Raw genomic sequence first — 17,063 nt, 5'->3', positions numbered from 1 at the left:
TTGAGTCACCGCACAACCGGCTTTTATCGTCAGCCCATGGCTTTCAGGATTTTCCGAGCAGGGATTTCAGCTTTTTCTGGAATTCGCTTTCGGGTTCTGCCCCATCGGGCTCCGCCTCCAGAGAAACGCCAGCCTTGCGCGGATAGGGGTCGATCGCCAGGCCGAAGAACTGCTCGGCCAGCGCGCCGACATCGATCGTATCGCCGGTAAAGGTTTCCGGGCTATCGGGGCCATCTGCGTCGATCAAAATCTCGCCGCCGCCCTCGAAACCCTGGCGGCCGAGTTTCGAATCCTCGGGCAGGAACAACCCCTCGACTTCTTCGTCGATATGCACGGTCAGCGATTCGAGCGTCACCACGCAGGCCTGCGTAATATCACCCTCGACACGTCCGGTCACTTTTACGCCGTGGCGCTTCCAGGGGGTCACCACAAGATCAGCCACATAACGCTCGACGGAGACCAGATCATGGTCCCTGGCGAGAGCGGCGCGCTGGGCGGCATCGGCTTCGATGCGCACAGGCATGCCCTTTTGTGGCAGTCGCGAGACATGCGCCTCGAACGAGACCGAACTCCGGGGTTCCTCTTGATGTTTCATCGAAGTCATCCTTCAGGCGGCGGCCGCCGGAAAAGCAAGCTCGCCAAGGCAGATCGTGTCGGTCGCTTGCGCGGCAAGCGTCTCCCTGACCCGCAGCACATAAGCGGCCATGTCAGGCGCCTCCGGCCAATCCGCGACATCAGGACGGATATTGCGGGACAAGGCCGCAGCCAGATCTCCTCTGTCATCGCGGTCCAGCGCGTCGGCATAAGCGGCGGTACGGCCGTAATACATCTTGGCCAGTTTCTTCATGCGTTTGGGCACACCAACGTCGCTGATGCCGAGTTCGCGCAGTGAATGGTCGACGTCGGTGAAGAACTCGTCGATCAATGTCTGCGCAAATTCAGCCGGCATACCGCTCTCGCCATGCAGTCGGTGCTGGAACAGGAACATATGCAAAGACAGCATCTCGAAACGGCCGAGCGGCGTATCGGGCACATTCCAGTGCGAATAAAAGAAAGTTTGCCGCGCCGCCGCCACGATTTGTGCGTACAGCGCCTCGGCAATAGCGCGGTTGGCATGGCGTTCACGGCCGAACAGGCGCTGAAACATGGGGGACGGTCTCCCGGGGACCTGTTTGTTAAGGCACAATTGTTGCATCGGCGGCTAAGCTGGTTTACCGGTTTTGCCGCCTCGCGCAAGCCGGTGCCCGAGAGCGGACTATGGAGTTGTCGTTGCGCGCTTTGAAATTCAAGTCGACCGCCTTGGCAGGTCCTGTGTCTGTCGTCTCGATGCTTGTCATTGCAACGGCGCTGACCGGCTGCAATTCATCGAAGATGTTTGGGGATCTGACCCCAGGTGAAACGCTCACCCAGGGCTACATCGTCGACCAGCAGACGCTGGATTCGGTTCCCGTCGGCTCCAGCCGCGAGCAGGTGCTGCTGGCGCTGGGTACGCCATCCACCACGGCGACCTTCGACAATGAGGTCTTCTATTACATCTCGCAGACGCGCCGTCGTTCGGTCGCCTTCGCCAACCCAAGCGTCGTCGACCAGAAGGTACTGGCCGTCTATTTCGGCCAGGACGGTCGTGTCGCCCGCCTCGCCAATTACGGAATGAAGGACGGACGAGTGTTCGACTTCATCTCCCGCACGACGCCGACGGGCGGCAAGGACCAGAACTTCCTCGGCCAGATCATCTCCGGCGCCGGCAAGCTCAAGCCCAATCCGGCTGCCGGGCTCTAACAGCACCGCAGGCGCGGCCGCCTGCGACACAATCCTACAAAAGAAAAATCCGCAGGATCGCTCCTGCGGATTTCTTTTTTGACAGGTAGCTGTCAGCTGTGCGCAAGCACGGCGAGCAGGAGCAGGGCCACGATGTTGGTGATCTTGATCGCCGGGTTCACCGCCGGCCCGGCGGTGTCCTTATAGGGATCGCCAACCGTATCGCCGGTCACCGAAGCCTTGTGCGCTTCCGACCCCTTCAGATGCTTGACGCCATCCTTGTCGGTGAAGCCGTCTTCGAACGACTTCTTGGCGTTGTCCCAGGCACCGCCGCCGGAGGTCATCGAAATGGCAACGAACAAGCCGTTGACGATGACACCGAGCAGCGAGGCGCCGAGCGCGGCGAAAGCCGAAGCCTTCGAACCCGAGATCAGGAGCACACCATAATAGACGACGAGTGGCGCCAGCACCGGCAGCAGCGACGGGATGATCATTTCCTTGATCGCCGCCTTGGTCAAAAGGTCGACCGCCCGGGCATAGTTGGGCTTGGAAGTACCCTTCATGATACCAGGATCCTCGCGGAACTGGCGGCGCACCTCTTCCACGATCGAGCCGGCCGCGCGTCCGACCGCCGTCATGGCGATGCCGCCGAACAGATAGGGGATCAGACCGCCGAAGATCAGGCCGGCGACGACATAGGGGTTCGACAGGTCGAAGGAGACCGTGCCGAGATCGGAGAAGTAAGGATATTGCGCGGCGTTGGCCGCGAAATATTGCAGGTCGTTCGAATAGGCGGCGAACAGCACCAGCGCGCCAAGGCCGGCCGAACCGATGGCATAACCCTTGGTGACGGCCTTGGTCGTGTTGCCGACAGCGTCAAGTGCGTCGGTGGAATGACGCACTTCCTTAGGCAAGCCAGACATTTCAGCGATGCCACCGGCATTGTCGGTGACAGGGCCGAAGGCGTCGAGCGCCACAATCATACCGGCAAGACCAAGCATGGTGGTGACGGCGATCGCAGTACCGAACAGGCCTGCCAGCTGGAAGGTGGCGATGATACCGCCAACGATAACGATGGCCGGCAGTGCAGTCGATTCCAGCGAAACCGCGAGGCCCTGGATGACATTTGTGCCATGGCCGGTGACCGAGGCCTGAGCGATCGAATTGACCGGACGCTTGTTGGTGCCGGTGTAGTACTCAGTGATCACCACAATCAGCGCCGTCACCAGCAGGCCAACCAGGCCGCAGATGAACAGGTTCGTTCCGGTCACGACATGCGCGCCGGCTCCGACCGGACCCCAACCGATGGTCATGGACGTGGCGGCCCCCAAGCCGACGATCGACAGGATGCCTGTGACGATCAGTCCCTTATAGAGCGCCCCCATGATCGAACCATTGGCGCCGAGCTTGACGAAGAAAGTGCCGATAATGGAAGTAACGATACAGGCACCACAAATGACCAGCGGATAGAGCATCATGCTGGACAGCACGTCAGTGCCGGCAAAGAAGATTGCAGCCAGCACCATGGTCGCGACCACAGTCACGGCGTAGGTCTCGAACAAGTCGGCGGCCATGCCGGCGCAGTCGCCGACATTGTCACCAACGTTGTCGGCGATGGTGGCAGGGTTGCGTGGATCATCCTCCGGGATGCCGGCTTCCACCTTGCCGACGAGATCGCCACCAACATCAGCACCCTTGGTGAAGATGCCGCCGCCGAGACGGGCGAAGATCGAGATCAGCGACGCGCCGAAGCCAAGGGCTACCAGCGAGTCGATCACGGTACGATCGCCGGGCGCCAGGCCCAGCGGGCCAGTCAGAACCCAGTAATAAACGGAGACGCCGAGCAACGCCAAGCCGGCAACCAGCATGCCGGTGATGGCACCCGACTTGAAAGCGATATCGAGGCCGGCCGAAAGGCTGTTCGACGCGGCCTGTGCTGTTCGCACATTGGCGCGCACCGAAACATGCATGCCTATGAAGCCCGCCGCGCCCGAAAGCACGGCACCGATCAGGAAACCGATGGCGGCGGTACCCGACAGCAACCACCAGGCCAGCAGGAACACGACGACCCCGACGATGGCAATGGTGGTGTATTGGCGCGCCAGATAGGCCTGCGCGCCTTCGCGGATCGCCGCGGCAATTTCCTGCATGCGGGCGTTGCCCTGATCGGACGCCATCACGGACTGTGTAGCCCAGATGGCATAGACGATCGAAAGCACGCCGCAGAGGATGACGACATAAAGCATGGTCATTTGCGGATTATTCCTCGATCTATGGCCCGGCAGACCTCCTCCCCGGACCGTGGAACCGAACCGAGATTCCCGAGCGGAATCCCGACCCCTCGATCGATTTATGCAAAGCCATGGTCTCGACCGTCAAGCCGGAGTGCGACATTTGCCCGCATTTAGCTGCGACAGTTTACCGCGCCCGGCACGCAGACCTGAATTTCGGGGTCGATCTGCAGAAGCCCCAACCACAATCTGAAGCTGCGGCAGCATTCGAATGAAATGCCACATCCGGCTTGCAAGCGTCGGAATTGAGGGCAACTTTCGAATGCAGGGGGCGCAACCTGCGGATGCCGGAGCAAGACTCAAAATGGACGCGCGATATTCTATTGCGCCACCAGCCCCATCCGGCGTGCGGCGACACGTTCCAGAGCCATCAGGCCGTCATAGATGAAAACAGCCAGTCCCGCGACGATGAGTCCCCCCTGGACGACGAAAGCGAGGTTGTTGGAGATCAATCCGGCGATGATGACTTCACCCAAGGTCTTGGCCGCAACGGTCGATCCGATGGTGGCAGTGGCCAGGCTGATCACGACAGACAGCCGTATGCCCGCCAGAATCACCGGAAAGCTGAGCGGCAGTTCCACCCTCAGCAGTTTCTGCCGGTTTGTCATGCCGGCCCCGCGCGCGGCTTCCACGACATTGGCCGGCAGCGTGGTGAGTCCGGTCAACGCGTTTTCGAAGATCGGCAGCAGTCCATAGAGGAAAAGCGCGATCAATGTCGGCTTCTCACCGAAGCCGACCGCAGGCACGGCCAGCGCCAGCACTGCCACAGGCGGGAAGGTCTGGCCGATGTTGACGAGCGAACGCGACAGCGGCAGGAATTCAGCGCCGAAGGGGCGGGTCACCAGGATAGCCAGGCCGATGGCGACGACGATCGCGGCAATCGTTGCCACAGCCACGGTGCCAAGATGCTGCAATGTCAGCGACAGCAGGCTACCCTGGTTGTAGATCGCCGGCGCGTTGTTTTCCGTTAGTGGCTTCAACAACGGCTCGAACCAGCCGGGACTGACGATGAACGCCACCAGGAGCACGAGCAGAACGACACGCAATGCGACCGGCAGCACCTTCTTCATGCCGGTCTCGCCGCGAGTTTGATCAGGCCGTCTACAGTGACACGGCCAAGTGCCTTGCCGTCAGCACCCTTGACCGGCAATGCCGGTTTGCCGGTCCAAAGCAGCTCCGCCAGCGCATCGCGCTGGCTGGCATCGGCGGGGATAGCTTCGCCTTCCGCGCTGCCTTTCTCAACCGCATCGCCAACACGGCCGAGCGACAGCAGCCGGAATGGACGCTCGGACGAACCGACCAGCGTCTCGACGAAGGAACTGGCCGGCTTTGCAAGAATCTCGGCGGGTTTGGCGTATTGCACCAGCTTGCCGCCATCCATCACCGCGATTTTGTGGCCCAGATGAACCGCCTCCTCCATATCGTGCGTGACCAGGATGATGGTGGTGCCGAAGTGTTTCTGGATGGCGAGCAGGTCTTCCTGTGCCTTGGTGCGGATGATCGGATCGAGCGCCCCGAACGGCTCGTCCATCAGAAGCACGTTGGGTTTGGCAGCGAGCGCACGCGCCACACCGACACGCTGCTGCTGGCCGCCCGACAATTCATGCGGATAGCGTGGTCCGAAAGCCGCCGGGTCGAGCTGGAAGAGCCTCAACAGCTCATCGACACGCTCGTCGATGCGTTCCTTATCCCAGCCGAGCAGCAGCGGAACGGTGGCGATGTTCTGCGCCACGGTGCGATGTGGGAACAGGCCGTGGCCCTGGATGGCGTAGCCGATCGAGCGGCGCAGCTCATAGTCGGGCAGCGAATGGTTATCGACGCCATCCAGCTTAATCGTACCCGAGGTCGGTTCGACCAGCCGATTGATCATGCGCAGCAGCGTGGTTTTGCCTGAACCCGAGGTGCCGACAATGGCCGCAATGGTGCGAGGCTCAATCACCATCGACACGTCATTAACGACGGTCTGTTTGTCGTAGCGCTTGGTGATGTTTTCGATTTCGATCATGCGACCGCTTCCTTGCGCCTGGCTGTTGCGGTGAGTTCGATGACGGCATCCAGAACGATTCCTGCAGCAAAGGCCAATGCCACCGTCGGAACGGCACCGAGCAGCACCAGATCCATTGCCGTCTGGCCCACACCCTGGAAAACGAAGACGCCGAAGCCACCGCCACCGATCAGGGCTGCGATGGTGGCAAGGCCGATGTTCTGCACAAGTACGATGCGGATACCGGTCAGGATCACCGGAAAGGCGAGTGGAAACTCGACGCCGAACAGCCGCTGCCGATCCGTCATGCCCATGCCCCTTGCGGCCTCGTTAGCGGCCTTCGGCACGCCGGCGAGGCCGACCACCGTATTCGCCACCACCGGCAGCAACGAATAGAGGAACAGCGCCACGAAGGCCGGGGCAGTGCCAATGCCACGAATGCCGAGCGCTGCTGCGCCAGGTACATGCAGTGCTACCCAGCCGAGCGGCCCGATCAGCATGCCGAACAGCGCGATCGAAGGAATGGTCTGGATGATGTTGAGTACGTTGAGCACCCCTGCCCGCAGCGCGTCCACCCTGTGGCAGAGAATGCCAACCGGCAGGCCGACCACAACGGCGGCCGCCAGCGAACCCAGCGCCAGGGCGACGTGCTTGCGCGCCTCGGCCCAGAAACTGTCGGCCCTGTTGGTGTATTCCTTTAGAATGGAGAGGCTGTCCCAGCTGCCGGACGCCAGAAGGGTGCCGATGGCGACTGCCGCGATCAGAAGAATGCCGATGCGCACGAACGGCGACAGCTCAAGGCGGGTCAACACGTCTGCCAGCAGCAGGGTAAAAGCGAAAATCAGCAACCAGAAGCCGGACGCCGGCGAAACGCGCGCGAAAGTGTTTCCGGGTGGGGTTAGAAAGCCACCAGTGCTGCCGATGGCCAATGCGAGCGCCACCAGCAATACGACGCTGGCGACCAGCCGCCAGGCCAGCGGTGTCTTCAATAAGGCGACGATAATGGCAGCGACAATCAATGCCAGCAGCAAGGGCCCGCTGACGGCAGGAAGCGCGTCGAGGATCGAGCGCCCGTCCCCAGGCACGATGCGGTTGGCCCGAAAGGTGGCGAATGGTGCAAGGAAAGCCGCATAGGCGGCAATCGTGGCAATCACCACACCCAGCTTGTCGAAGCGAATGCCCACGATCCCGGTCCCACAGGTCCGGCGCGCCCAACGGATCCGATCCAGTCGGCGCGCCGGAACCGCTCCCTACTTGAGGAAGCCGTTCTTCTTCAGGAAGTCTTCGGCGACCGCCTTGGCCGGCTCGCCGCCGACCTGGACGCGACCGTTCAGATCCTGCAGCGTGACGAGGTCGAGTTTCTCGAACACCGGCTTCAGCACTTCTTCGATCTTCGGATTTTCCTTCAGCACGGCCTCGCGGATGATCGGGGTCGGCTGATAGACAGGCTGGACGTTCTTGTCGTCAGTGAGAACAACCAGGCCGGATGGTGCAATACCGCCATCGGTGCCATAGACCATTGCAGCGTTGGCGCCGTTGGTCTGGTTGGCTGCAGCGCCAATGGTGGCTGCGGTGTCACCGCCGGAAAGCGTGATCAGTTGCTCCGGCTTCAGCGTAAAACCGTACGTCGTCTGGAAAGCCGGCAGCGCTGCGGCCGAGTTGACGAACTCGGCAGAAGCCGCGAGCACGACCTTGCCACCGCCCGACACGTATTTGCCGAAATCGGAGAGCGTGGCCAGCTTGTTGGCTTCGGTGACATCCTTGCGCAGAGCGATAGCCCAGGTGTTGTTGGCGGGCGACGGCGTCAGCCAGACAAGCTTGTTGGCGTCATAGTCGAGCTTCTTGGCCTCGGCGTAGCCCTTGGCAGCATCTTTCCAGACTGGATTGTCGGCCTTTTCGAAGAAGAAGGCCGCGTTTCCGGTATATTCGGGATAGATGTCGATCTCGCCGGCGATGATCGCCTTGCGCACCACAGGCGTCGCGCCGAGCTGGATGCGGTCGACGGTCTTGATGCCGTTGGCGTTCAGCACCGATTGGATGATGTTGCCCAGAACCCCGCCCTCCGTGTCGATCTTGGAAGAGACGACGACGTCGGCGGCGTTGGCAGAAGCGACGGAAAGGCCGAGCGCCAAAAACGCGCCGGCGAGAAATCTGGTTGAAGACATGGCGGCAAATCCCTCTGATGAAACCGAAGACGATGCTTGCTATCGCATGACCCAGATGGGCAGTCGGGGCATACGGTTTCATAAGATGGAGGGTAAGCGCAATATTTTTATCCAGGAGGAGCGTTGAACTTGTGCCCATCCCGACAGCGTCCTGTCAGTTGGCCCGGTTGTTGCCGGTTCGAGCGCCGCTCGTTCCTCCCCAACGTTGCGAAATCCCTATCCCGCTTCACACGATGCTGCGCGATGAGCACGTGAACCGGCGTATAGCAGACCTGTCAGTCCAAGCACGACGAGCCCCAGAACAGCGATCTGGAGTTGAGTGACCGTCTCATGGAAGAGCAGCGCGGACAGGACCATCGTCACAGCGGGCGCCGGCACGGTGATGGAGCTGGCGACCGACACGTCGATGTGGCGAACGGCGTAGAACCAGACGATCAATTCCACATAGTAGGCAAATCCCATCGCTACCGCGAACACCTGGAAAGGGACATCCAGCCCAGACAGGCTGATGGCATCGAACCCCTCGAATGCGGCCGCGAGCAGAAACAGGAAGACCGTGGAAACGATCAAACGAGACGTGGTCACCTGACTCGGCGTAATCGGCGTCGACAGCAATGCCTGCCTGACGATGATATGGGCAACGCTCCAGACGAGTGGAACGGCAAGCGCCAGCAGGAACCACAAGGACAGGCCGGCCAGCCGCCAGGTACCCTGCGTGGCGAGATAATAGAGGGCGACAACCACCAGGAGCATGTAACCAAGTTCGAGCGCGCTCTTGCGGCGACGCAGGAAAACCGCCTCGAGAGCAGCGGCAAAGAGCGGATAGGCCTGCAGCGCGATGGCAGCGTTGACCGCGCCCGCCTTCTCGAAAGCCAGCACATACATCCAGGTCGACAGGCTGAAGAGGCCGCCGGTGAACAGCGTCACGCCAAGCACGCGCCAGCGTTCTGCTTTGGGCAGGCGTTCACCAAACAGTCCACGCTCGCCGGAACGCCACTCGAGCGCCAGAAGCGGCAGCGAAAACAGAAGCTGCCAGACCGACATCCACAATGCGAAGACGAGAGCGCTGGAGCCGGCGGGACGGCCAATGGCGATGATCGGCATCAGGCCAAGGACAAGCAGGCAGATGAAGGCGAGCGCAATACCGGTGCCTCGCCGTGGGATGAAAGACTGAGCCATGTGAAGCTCCGGATGCCGACATCGCCGAAAGGCTTGGCACGACCCTGTCATACAGGGACACTGACGACCCACGATAGAGGCAGCGTACGATACGATCCTGCTCCAATCGACCTTAAACGGCACCGAACCAGATGACAGTCCAGTTCAAGAAGCTTCTTCCTGCACGATCTGTGCATACTTCGCGTAATGAAGCTGTGATTGACAGCTCCGGATGAGCTGATGGCAACCGAGGAGTGGACGTTCTCAGCTCCGTTGCTAGGCGATCCGAGGGTTCAGGAAATGCGATTGATTGCCATCTTTCTTGCTGCTGCGGGAGCAATGATCCTGCCGTCCTTTGCGCTAGCCTCAGATACTGCGGTTTTGTTCGATGTCGATGCCGCAACGCGCACTTATCTGGATACCGTGCAAGGCGCAGCACGTGCCAAATCGGACGCCTATTTTGAAGGCGGATATTGGCTGATGATTTGGGGCGCCATTGCTTCCGTGCTCACCAAATGGCTCATCCTGCAGAGCGGCCTTTCCGTATCCCTGCGCAATCGGGCAGAACGTCTGACGAAGCGGCAATGGCTGGTGCCGGCGCTTTATGCTGTCCCGTATACGATTGTCGGTGCGGTGATCATGGCACCATGGACAGTCTACAGCGGGTATTGGCGCGAGAAGCAGTACGGCCTGCTCAGCCAGAATTTTCTGGGCTGGCTTGGCGAACAAGCGATCGGCATTGGCGTTTTGAGCATCGTCAGCACACTGCTGCTGACATCGATCTTCGCAGTGATACGCAAGTCACCAAGACATTGGTGGGCCTGGGGAGCGGCAACGCTGACCATAGTCACGATCTTCGGAACACTCGTCGCGCCGGTATTTGTTGCTCCGCTTTTCAACACCTATACCGAGCTTCCGGCTGGTCCGGTGCGCGAGCGTATCGTCGCAATTGCGCGGGATCACGATGTTTCCGCCGACCATATTTATGTGTTTGATCAATCGAAACAGGACACGCGCATTTCGGGCAATGTCAGCGGATTGGGGCCAACCGTTCGGGTATCGCTGAATGACAACCTACTCAATCGGGCAGACGAAGCAGAGATCGCTGCCGTGATGGGACACGAACTCGGCCACTATGTCCTTGGCCACGCAAAACAGCTGATCGGCATGCTGGCGCTGATCTTCATCGCCGGGTTCTGGCTGATCTATCGGCTGGCGCCAATCGTGCTCAAGCGCTGGGGAACAAGGTGGGGAATTCGCGGTACCAGCGACCCGGCAATCGTTCCGTTGTTTTCCGCGTTCGCCGTCGCGTTCTTCCTCGTGATATCCCCCGTCATGAACACGATCATCCGCTGGCAGGAGCTCGACGCCGACAGGTTTGGACTTGACGCGGCGCGTGAGCCGGACGGCTTTGCCGAAATTGCGATGAAACTGTCGGAGTATCGTAAGATTGAACCCGGCCCCGTCGAAGAATTTCTGTTCTTCGACCATCCGTCGGGCGCCACACGTGTCAGAATGGCGATGCAATGGAAGGCTGACCACATGCGGGCAACCGATCACTGACCGCTGGTCGACGGCGAATAGCTTCACGGCTAACGCATGCCGAATGTCGACAGACCAAATGCTGCCTCAGCTGGCCTCGCGCAACGCCGTGCTGCGCAGGGCACCCAGCGCCAGGAGGCATATGATCGAGACGGGAAAGACGACCCAGGCCAGCATCGACCACCCCCAGGCGTTGTAGACCGCCCCTGACATCAGCGAGGCAAACGCCACGGAGCCGAACAGGATCAGGTCGTGGAAGCCCTGGATCGTGCCCTTCTCTTCGGGCCGGTAGCTTTCCGTCACCATGGCGGTGGCGCCGATGAAGCCGAAATTCCAGCCGAGCCCAAGCAGGATCAAGGTGGTCCAGAATTGCCAAAGCTGGATACCTGACAACGCGATCACCGCACATCCGATCAGGAGTACGAAGCCGATGGCGACGATGGTCGGCGCGCCGAAACGATGGATCAGCCGACCGGTGAAGAAGCTCGGCCCGAACATCGCCATCACGTGCCAGGAGATGCCGAGCGTAGCTTCATCGGAGGAAAAGCCGCAACCGACCATGGCCAGCGGTGCGCCGGTCATGACGAAGGTCATCATGGTGTAAGAGCCGACGGCACAAAAGAGCGCGATGAAAAAGCGCGGCTGGCTGATGATCTCGCCGAGAGACCTGCCGCCATGGGCGGCTGCTTGTTCAGCTTGCGACGGTTTTGGGGTGTTTAGGAAAAACAGGATCGCGGCGCCCACCACCGACAGGGCAAGGATCGACGCAAAGGCGCCGGCAAAGGGCACGGGCGCCAGCAGATCCTTGGTGAAGATCACCACCTGCGGCCCGAGAATGGCGGTGATGATGCCGCCCGCCAGCACGAAAGAAATAGCGCGCGCCTTGAATTCCGGTGGCGCATTGTCGGCGGCAGCAAAGCGGAATTGCTGGATGAAGGCAGCGCCCACTCCGATGACCAACAGGCCGAAGACGAAAATCCAGAAACTCGACTGGAAAAGTGCCAGCGTCGCGATCAAGCCTCCCAGTGCCGTCACGCCGGTGCCGACAAGGAAGCCGTCGCGGTGGCCGAGCCGGCGGATCATTGCGGCTGAAGGCAAGGCGCCAACTGCCAGACCAACGGAAAAACCGGTGAGCGGTGCGGTGGCCAGCGACTTGTCGGGGCCAAGCAGGAATTCACCGGCGAGCGCGCCGAGCGCGAAGCAGATCGGTCCGGCAGAACCAAGCACCGCCTGAGCGGCGGAGAGGATGAAGGCGGTGCGGCGCGCCTCGTTTTCAGCGGCGGCCGTCACGACGCTCATCTTGCATCCTTTCCCCTGCCCTCGCCGCGCACGCGGCGCGCGACGCGGTCGAGTACCGCGTTGACCAGCTTGGGCTCGTCTTCAGAGTAGAAGGCCTTGGCGATATCGACATATTCGGAGACGATCACCGCGACGGGCACGTCCTCACGCTTCATCAATTCGTACACGCCGGCGCGCAGGATGGCGCGCAGCGTGGAATCCAGCCGCGACAAAGGCCAATCCTCGGTCAAGGACTGTCGGATAACAGGGTCGACCGTCTTCTGGTTCTCGACCACACCGGCAAGGATGGCACGGAACCACTGCGCGTCAGCTTCGCGGTAGAGAGCGCCATCCACTTCCTTGCCGAGCCTGAACGCCTCGTATTCGGCAGTGATTTCGAGCAAACCCGAGCCGGCAACATCCATCTGGTAAAGCGCCTGCACCGCCGCAAGGCGTGCAGCGCCACGCTTGTTGGCCTGGCGCGGGGCAGAATCGGACGGTTCGGTCACGATTGCGCTCCCAACTTTTCCTTGAGCGCGACCATGGTGAGCGCCGCGCGCGCAGCGAACCCGCCCTTGTCGCCTTCGCTCTTCTTGGCCCGTACCCAGGCCTGCTCCTCGTTTTCGGTGGTGAGGATGCCGTTGCCGATCGCGATCGATTCCTGAACCGAAAGGTCCATTAGCGCGCGGCTCGACTCATTTGCCACGATGTCGAAGTGATAGGTGTCGCCACGAATGACGGTACCAAGCGCGACGAAGCCGTCATAGATCCTGCCGCCCTCGGCCATGCCGTCGAGCGCGAAAGCGATGACGCCAGGGATTTCGAGCGAGCCAGGAACAGTTACGACATCGTAGGTTGCGTCCGCTTCATCCAGCGCATTGGTGGCGCCGTCAAGCAGCGCATCGGCGAGGTCGTCGTGGAACCGCGCCTCGATGATGAGAAGGTGGGCGTTCTTCTTTGGCCGAATGAACGCCTTGCCGTGTTGGGATGTGCCAGCCATGAAGGTCTCCGGGAATTGTCGGTGACTTAGGCCTAAGCGGCGGCGGGTGCAAGCGACGTTTGAGCATGCCTGCCATCCCATGCGTTGCGCCACCCACCGTCGCCACGCGATCCTTTCGCGTCAGCCAAGCCTTTAATTCCTTTAGGGATAAAATATAATCCAGTTTAGAACAGCCGTATTGAACGAGGACGTTGCATGAAACCGGGATCGGAAAGCTTTGAGAGGGCAAGTCCACGACGTCCCGGGCTGGACGAGATCGAAGCGGCGCGGACCCGGCTGGCGGCCTACCTGCCCCGCACGCCGCTGGTTCAACTCGATCTCGGCCTGCCGGACCGACGCATCTTCCTCAAGCTGGAGACACTCTCCCCGATCGGAGCTTTCAAGTTGCGGCCGGCGCTGAACGCGCTGCTGTCCCGCGACATCGCCGCCCTGCGCAACGGCGTTGCAACGGTAAGTTCCGGCAACATGGCTTACGGCTTGGCCTGGGCGGCCAACCGGCTTGGCGTGCCAATGGCCGCTTACATGTACTCCGGAGCGCCACAAACCAAGATCGACGGTGTACGCAAACTCGGCGGCACCGTGCGCTTCATCTCCATGGAAACATGGTGGCGCTACATCATCGATGCAGAGCGGCCGGACCTCAAGGAACTTCTGATCAATCCCGTTACCGATCAGGCAGTGTTGACCGGGAACGGCACCATCGGCCTGGAGATCGCCGAGGACCTCCCGGAGGTCGATGTGGTAATAACACCGTTCGGCGGCGGCAGCCTGACCACTGGTGTCGCCAGCGCGATCAAGGCACTGCGTCCGCAGGCAAGGATCATTGCCGCCGAGGATGAGAATGCCGCCCCGGTCACTGCCGCGCTCGCCGCTGGCCATATCGTCGAAATCGAGACAAGACCGTCCTTCGTGAAGAGCATCGGCGGACCGTCGCTGGTGCCGCAACTCTGGCCGGTCGTCAGCCAGCTGATCGACGGCGCGGTCACCGTCAGTCTCGATCAGATAACGGATGCGATGCGGTTGCTGTTTTCGAAAGGAAAAGTAGTGGCGGAAGGCGCCGGCGCCGCCTCGCTGGCGGTTGCACTGGCCAGCGACCGGATCAAAAGCAATGTGGTGTGTGTCATATCGGGCGGAAACATCGACGCTACGGCTTATTCACACGTGCTGGCCGGTACCATTCCCAAACCATGATCTGCGAGGCGCCAGGACAACTGGCGCCCAATACAATGCGCGGGAACATCCAGGTTCTGGGCAACCTAACTGCGTGCTGGTCGAACTGTCATTACGACTGAAATCATGTCGCCTGCGGTCAGCTCGAGTGTTCGCCTCACTTTGTCTTTCAACGGCAGAAAATAACCGTCGTCCTTTGGGAACAATGAAGTGGAGAACGTGAAATCACGGATCGTGGCCTCGACCGGGATCATCCCCCAGCCATAAGTCACGAACTTCGCCATTTGCCGTATTTCTTCACCGCAATGTGGAGGCACCGGGGCAAAGAAAAATGGCGATGGCCCTCGCCAGTGAATTATCTGGGCTTCGAATTGAAACTCAGACATGGCGCTCCCTTTGGTAAGAAAGAGATTGGATGCCCTCAGAGCCCCTCTTTCGCCGCTTCCGCCAGACGCGCCGCGTAGCGTGCCATGGTGTCGATTTCGATGTTGATACGATCGCCCACCTGCCGATCCGCCCAGGTCGTCACCTGCAACGAATGATGGATTAAAAGCACGTCGAAACGCGTGCCCTCGACCTTGTTGACGGTAAGCGACGTGCCGTCCAACGCCACCGATCCCTTGGGAGCAATGAACCTGGCCAGTTCACGCGGCGCCTCGAGCGTGAAACGCACCGCGTCGCCCTCGTCCTGACGCGCCACGACCAAAGCCGTGCCGTCAACATGGCCGGACACGATATGACCACCGAGTTCGTCGCCGATCTTTAAAGCCCGCTCCAGATTGATGCGGGTACCGGCCTTCCAGTCGGATGCCGTGGTCAGCCTCAGCGCCTCCTCCCAAGCTTCGACCTCGAACCAGCGCGCGTTTGAGCCCTGCTCGGGCAACGCCGTCACTGTCAGGCAAACGCCGCCGCATGAGATCGAGGCACCGATATCGATGGTCGCGGGATCATAAGCGGTATCGATGCGCAAACCGACACCCTCCTTGCGCGGCGCAACCGCGGCCACGGTACCAATGTCGGTGACGATGCCAGTGAACATCAGAGAAAGTCCCTTACCCATTCTGCGCAACGATCCTCGCCGAAGCTGGTCTCGCGCAATTTGCGGAAGCCGGCAGGAATGCTGCTGGCATCGATAGGCGATACGATGCCGCCCTGCCCGATGGCCTCCGGTCCGGTGAAGAGGACAATGCGGTCAACCAGGCCGTCTTCCAGAAAAGCCCCCGCGACTTCGGCACCACCTTCGACCAGCACACTCGCCATACCGAGCGCCGCCAGGTCTTCCATCAATTCCGGCAGCGCGATGCGACCATCGATCGTTTCGGTGCCGATAAAACGTACGCCACGCCGCTCCAACGCAGCCTTGCGCTGAGGATCGGCTTCGGCACAGGCTGCAATGTAGAGCGGTACGCGGTCAACGTCAGCTACCAGCTTGGCCGTCTCCGGCAACCGGATGTGGCGGTCGAGCACGATGCGGGCCGGCGAACGCGCTTCCAGGCCGGGCAAGCGAACGGTCAAGGCGGGATTGTCCTCCAGGGCCGTGCCTATGCCGATCAAAACCGCATCCGCCTCGGCGCGGATCAGATGGACTTCGCGGCGCGCGGCATCACCCGTGATGGAAACCTGCCCAGCGCCCTTGCGGCCGACCATGCCATCCGCCGAAAGGGCAAGTTTCAGAATCACTTCCGGGCGCTTCCTGAGAGAGCGGATCAGGTAGCCGGCCATCTGCTCACCGGCCTCCTCGGCCAGCACGCGTTCGATCACCTCGACACCGGCGTCGCGCAGGATGGCGTAACCCTTGCCCGATACACGCGGATCTGGATCGCTGGCAGAACCGACCACCCGCTTGATGCCGGCGGAAACCAGCGCGTTGGCACAGGGTGGCGTTCGGCCGTGATGGGCACACGGTTCAAGCGTCACATAGGCGGTCGCACCTTTGGCCAGCGGACCTGCTTCGGCCAGAGCCTCGGTTTCGGCATGCGGACGTCCACCAACCGCGGTCACGCCGGTACCGACGATCATCGGACCAGCGCCGTCGTCACGCACGATGATGGTGCCGACGGAAGGGTTGGTGGCGGTGCGGCCAAGGTTGCGCCGCGACAGCCGAATCGCTGCAGCCATGAAACGGCGGTCGAGAGCCTGCTGTTCTGGATGCGAAGTCACGGCTTATCCAGCGTCCTCGTCGCCCTTCAGTTCGCCGAGGACCTCGTGGAAATCCTTGGCTTCACGGAAGTTGCGATAGACCGAAGCGAAGCGGACGTAAGCGACATCGTCCAGCGACTTCAGCGCGTCCATCACCAGTCGCCCGACTTCCGCAGAGGGGATTTCAGTCTCGCCGGAGCTTTCCAACTGCCGCACGATGCCGGTGACGGCGCGTTCGATGCGGTCGGGATCGACATTACGCTTGCGCACCGCCGTCTCGACGGAGCGGGCAAGCTTGTCGCGATCGAACGGCACCTTGCGGCCAGACTTTTTGACCACGACGAGGTCACGCAACTGCACGCGTTCGAAAGTCGTGAAGCGGCCGCCGCAATCCGGGCAAACGCGACGCCGGCGGATGGCGGCGCCGTCTTCGGCTGGACGCGAATCCTTCACCTGCGTGTCTTCGGATTGGCAATAGGGACAGCGCATGGCAGGCCTTGGCTAACGATTCTGATTGGGCGCGAGGCTAGAGTGTTTCCGACAAAGTAGGAAGCATGGAAGCGGATTCCAACACCGTC

Annotated in this window: 18 protein-coding genes; 3 read left to right on the top strand and 15 right to left on the bottom strand. The window is 61.2% G+C overall.

Going from position 1 to position 17,063, the window contains the following annotated elements; all coding sequences use genetic code 11:
- Window positions 1-43: 43 nt before the first annotated feature.
- The gene (locus AC3WTO_RS05775) at window positions 44-595 is read right to left on the bottom strand and encodes a YceD family protein (protein WP_492459694.1); all 552 of its coding nucleotides are present in this window, start codon (window positions 593-595) and stop codon (window positions 44-46) included.
- Window positions 596-607: 12 nt separating this feature from the next.
- Complete coding sequence (locus AC3WTO_RS05770; RefSeq protein ID WP_492459693.1) at window positions 608-1,147, bottom strand: ubiquinol-cytochrome C chaperone family protein; 540 nt, start codon at window positions 1,145-1,147, stop codon at window positions 608-610.
- Between the two features lie 122 nt (window positions 1,148-1,269).
- Between AC3WTO_RS05770 and AC3WTO_RS05765 the strand changes: the two genes are divergently transcribed.
- Window positions 1,270-1,779, top strand: a complete 510-nt coding sequence (locus tag AC3WTO_RS05765) for an outer membrane protein assembly factor BamE (protein ID WP_492459691.1) — start codon at window positions 1,270-1,272, stop codon at window positions 1,777-1,779.
- A 92-nt stretch (window positions 1,780-1,871) separates the two neighbouring features.
- Here the strand turns inward: AC3WTO_RS05765 and AC3WTO_RS05760 are convergent, their stop codons facing one another.
- From AC3WTO_RS05760 to AC3WTO_RS05735, 6 genes are all read right to left on the bottom strand, one after another.
- Window positions 1,872-4,010, bottom strand: a complete 2,139-nt coding sequence (locus AC3WTO_RS05760; protein ID WP_492459690.1) for a sodium-translocating pyrophosphatase — start codon at window positions 4,008-4,010, stop codon at window positions 1,872-1,874.
- Window positions 4,011-4,369: 359 nt separating this feature from the next.
- Window positions 4,370-5,119, bottom strand: a complete 750-nt coding sequence (locus AC3WTO_RS05755; RefSeq protein WP_492459689.1) for an ABC transporter permease — start codon at window positions 5,117-5,119, stop codon at window positions 4,370-4,372.
- Entirely contained in the window at window positions 5,116-6,054 is a 939-nt protein-coding gene (locus AC3WTO_RS05750; protein ID WP_492459688.1) for an ABC transporter ATP-binding protein, read from the bottom strand. The genes AC3WTO_RS05755 and AC3WTO_RS05750 overlap by 4 nt, the downstream gene beginning before the upstream one ends.
- Complete coding sequence (locus tag AC3WTO_RS05745; RefSeq protein ID WP_492459687.1) at window positions 6,051-7,217, bottom strand: ABC transporter permease; 1,167 nt, start codon at window positions 7,215-7,217, stop codon at window positions 6,051-6,053. The genes AC3WTO_RS05750 and AC3WTO_RS05745 overlap by 4 nt, the downstream gene beginning before the upstream one ends.
- A 66-nt stretch (window positions 7,218-7,283) precedes the next feature.
- On the bottom strand, window positions 7,284-8,198 hold the full coding sequence (osmF, locus tag AC3WTO_RS05740; RefSeq protein WP_492459686.1) for a glycine betaine ABC transporter substrate-binding protein OsmF: 915 nt from the start codon (window positions 8,196-8,198) through the stop codon (window positions 7,284-7,286).
- A gap of 216 nt (window positions 8,199-8,414) precedes the next feature.
- Window positions 8,415-9,377 (bottom strand): DMT family transporter, encoded by a 963-nt coding sequence (locus AC3WTO_RS05735; RefSeq protein ID WP_492459685.1) that lies wholly within the window; start codon window positions 9,375-9,377, stop codon window positions 8,415-8,417.
- A 219-nt stretch (window positions 9,378-9,596) separates the two neighbouring features.
- On the opposite strand from AC3WTO_RS05735, the gene AC3WTO_RS05730 reads away from it, so the two are divergent.
- Window positions 9,597-10,919, top strand: coding sequence for a M48 family metallopeptidase (locus AC3WTO_RS05730; protein WP_492459684.1), 1,323 nt, complete (start codon window positions 9,597-9,599; stop codon window positions 10,917-10,919).
- A gap of 66 nt (window positions 10,920-10,985) precedes the next feature.
- On the opposite strand, the gene AC3WTO_RS05725 is transcribed toward AC3WTO_RS05730, so the two are convergent.
- Genes AC3WTO_RS05725 through ribH form a run of 3 tightly spaced genes read right to left on the bottom strand, consistent with a single transcriptional unit; the run spans window position 10,986 to window position 13,176 of the window.
- The gene (locus tag AC3WTO_RS05725) at window positions 10,986-12,197 is read right to left on the bottom strand and encodes an MFS transporter (protein ID WP_492459683.1); all 1,212 of its coding nucleotides are present in this window, start codon (window positions 12,195-12,197) and stop codon (window positions 10,986-10,988) included.
- Window positions 12,194-12,685: a transcription antitermination factor NusB gene (gene nusB / locus AC3WTO_RS05720; protein ID WP_448113959.1), complete on the bottom strand. Its 492-nt coding sequence runs from the start codon at window positions 12,683-12,685 to the stop codon at window positions 12,194-12,196. The genes AC3WTO_RS05725 and nusB overlap by 4 nt, the downstream gene beginning before the upstream one ends.
- Window positions 12,682-13,176, bottom strand: a complete 495-nt coding sequence (gene ribH, locus AC3WTO_RS05715; RefSeq protein WP_492459682.1) for a 6,7-dimethyl-8-ribityllumazine synthase — start codon at window positions 13,174-13,176, stop codon at window positions 12,682-12,684. The genes nusB and ribH overlap by 4 nt, the downstream gene beginning before the upstream one ends.
- A 195-nt stretch (window positions 13,177-13,371) precedes the next feature.
- On the opposite strand from ribH, the gene AC3WTO_RS05710 reads away from it, so the two are divergent.
- Window positions 13,372-14,367 carry a threonine ammonia-lyase gene (locus AC3WTO_RS05710; RefSeq protein WP_492459681.1) on the top strand — a complete coding sequence of 332 codons (996 nt, stop codon included), beginning with the start codon at window positions 13,372-13,374 and terminating at the stop codon, window positions 14,365-14,367.
- Between the two features lie 65 nt (window positions 14,368-14,432).
- Here the strand turns inward: AC3WTO_RS05710 and AC3WTO_RS05705 are convergent, their stop codons facing one another.
- The 4 genes from AC3WTO_RS05705 to nrdR are packed head-to-tail and all read right to left on the bottom strand — an operon-like array spanning window position 14,433 to window position 16,974.
- Window positions 14,433-14,732 (bottom strand): DUF1905 domain-containing protein, encoded by a 300-nt coding sequence (locus tag AC3WTO_RS05705; RefSeq protein WP_492459680.1) that lies wholly within the window; start codon window positions 14,730-14,732, stop codon window positions 14,433-14,435.
- 35 nt (window positions 14,733-14,767) lie between these two features.
- Window positions 14,768-15,385, bottom strand: a complete 618-nt coding sequence (locus tag AC3WTO_RS05700) for a riboflavin synthase (protein ID WP_492460046.1) — start codon at window positions 15,383-15,385, stop codon at window positions 14,768-14,770.
- Window positions 15,385-16,464, bottom strand: a complete 1,080-nt coding sequence (ribD, locus tag AC3WTO_RS05695) for a bifunctional diaminohydroxyphosphoribosylaminopyrimidine deaminase/5-amino-6-(5-phosphoribosylamino)uracil reductase RibD (RefSeq protein WP_492460045.1) — start codon at window positions 16,462-16,464, stop codon at window positions 15,385-15,387. The genes AC3WTO_RS05700 and ribD overlap by 1 nt, the downstream gene beginning before the upstream one ends.
- A gap of 45 nt (window positions 16,465-16,509) precedes the next feature.
- The gene (gene nrdR, locus AC3WTO_RS05690) at window positions 16,510-16,974 is read right to left on the bottom strand and encodes a transcriptional regulator NrdR (RefSeq protein WP_492459679.1); all 465 of its coding nucleotides are present in this window, start codon (window positions 16,972-16,974) and stop codon (window positions 16,510-16,512) included.
- Between the last annotated feature and the right edge of the window lie 89 nt (window positions 16,975-17,063).

The organism is Mesorhizobium sp. EU05-FHT14A09 (assembly GCF_058790995.1).
Note: the sequence above shows the minus strand (reverse complement) of the source record. Positions and strands in the feature narration are given on the sequence as shown.

What these genes read in the sequence shown, in the direction of transcription:
- AC3WTO_RS05775 (WP_492459694.1), bottom strand. Translation starts at nt 595, where the DNA reads ATGAAACATCAAGAGGAACCCCGGAGTTCGGTCTCGTTCGAGGCGCAT.
- AC3WTO_RS05770 (WP_492459693.1), bottom strand. Translation starts at nt 1,147, where the DNA reads ATGTTTCAGCGCCTGTTCGGCCGTGAACGCCATGCCAACCGCGCTATT.
- AC3WTO_RS05760 (WP_492459690.1), bottom strand. Translation starts at nt 4,010, where the DNA reads ATGACCATGCTTTATGTCGTCATCCTCTGCGGCGTGCTTTCGATCGTC.
- AC3WTO_RS05755 (WP_492459689.1), bottom strand. Translation starts at nt 5,119, where the DNA reads ATGAAGAAGGTGCTGCCGGTCGCATTGCGTGTCGTTCTGCTCGTGCTC.
- AC3WTO_RS05750 (WP_492459688.1), bottom strand. Translation starts at nt 6,054, where the DNA reads ATGATCGAAATCGAAAACATCACCAAGCGCTACGACAAACAGACCGTC.
- osmF (WP_492459686.1), bottom strand. Translation starts at nt 8,198, where the DNA reads ATGTCTTCAACCAGATTTCTCGCCGGCGCGTTTTTGGCGCTCGGCCTT.
- AC3WTO_RS05735 (WP_492459685.1), bottom strand. Translation starts at nt 9,377, where the DNA reads ATGGCTCAGTCTTTCATCCCACGGCGAGGCACCGGTATTGCGCTCGCC.
- AC3WTO_RS05730 (WP_492459684.1), top strand. Translation starts at nt 9,597, where the DNA reads ATGGCAACCGAGGAGTGGACGTTCTCAGCTCCGTTGCTAGGCGATCCG.
- AC3WTO_RS05725 (WP_492459683.1), bottom strand. Translation starts at nt 12,197, where the DNA reads ATGAGCGTCGTGACGGCCGCCGCTGAAAACGAGGCGCGCCGCACCGCC.
- ribH (WP_492459682.1), bottom strand. Translation starts at nt 13,176, where the DNA reads ATGGCTGGCACATCCCAACACGGCAAGGCGTTCATTCGGCCAAAGAAG.
- AC3WTO_RS05710 (WP_492459681.1), top strand. Translation starts at nt 13,372, where the DNA reads ATGAAACCGGGATCGGAAAGCTTTGAGAGGGCAAGTCCACGACGTCCC.
- AC3WTO_RS05705 (WP_492459680.1), bottom strand. Translation starts at nt 14,732, where the DNA reads ATGTCTGAGTTTCAATTCGAAGCCCAGATAATTCACTGGCGAGGGCCA.
- AC3WTO_RS05700 (WP_492460046.1), bottom strand. Translation starts at nt 15,385, where the DNA reads ATGTTCACTGGCATCGTCACCGACATTGGTACCGTGGCCGCGGTTGCG.
- ribD (WP_492460045.1), bottom strand. Translation starts at nt 16,464, where the DNA reads ATGGCTGCAGCGATTCGGCTGTCGCGGCGCAACCTTGGCCGCACCGCC.
- nrdR (WP_492459679.1), bottom strand. Translation starts at nt 16,974, where the DNA reads ATGCGCTGTCCCTATTGCCAATCCGAAGACACGCAGGTGAAGGATTCG.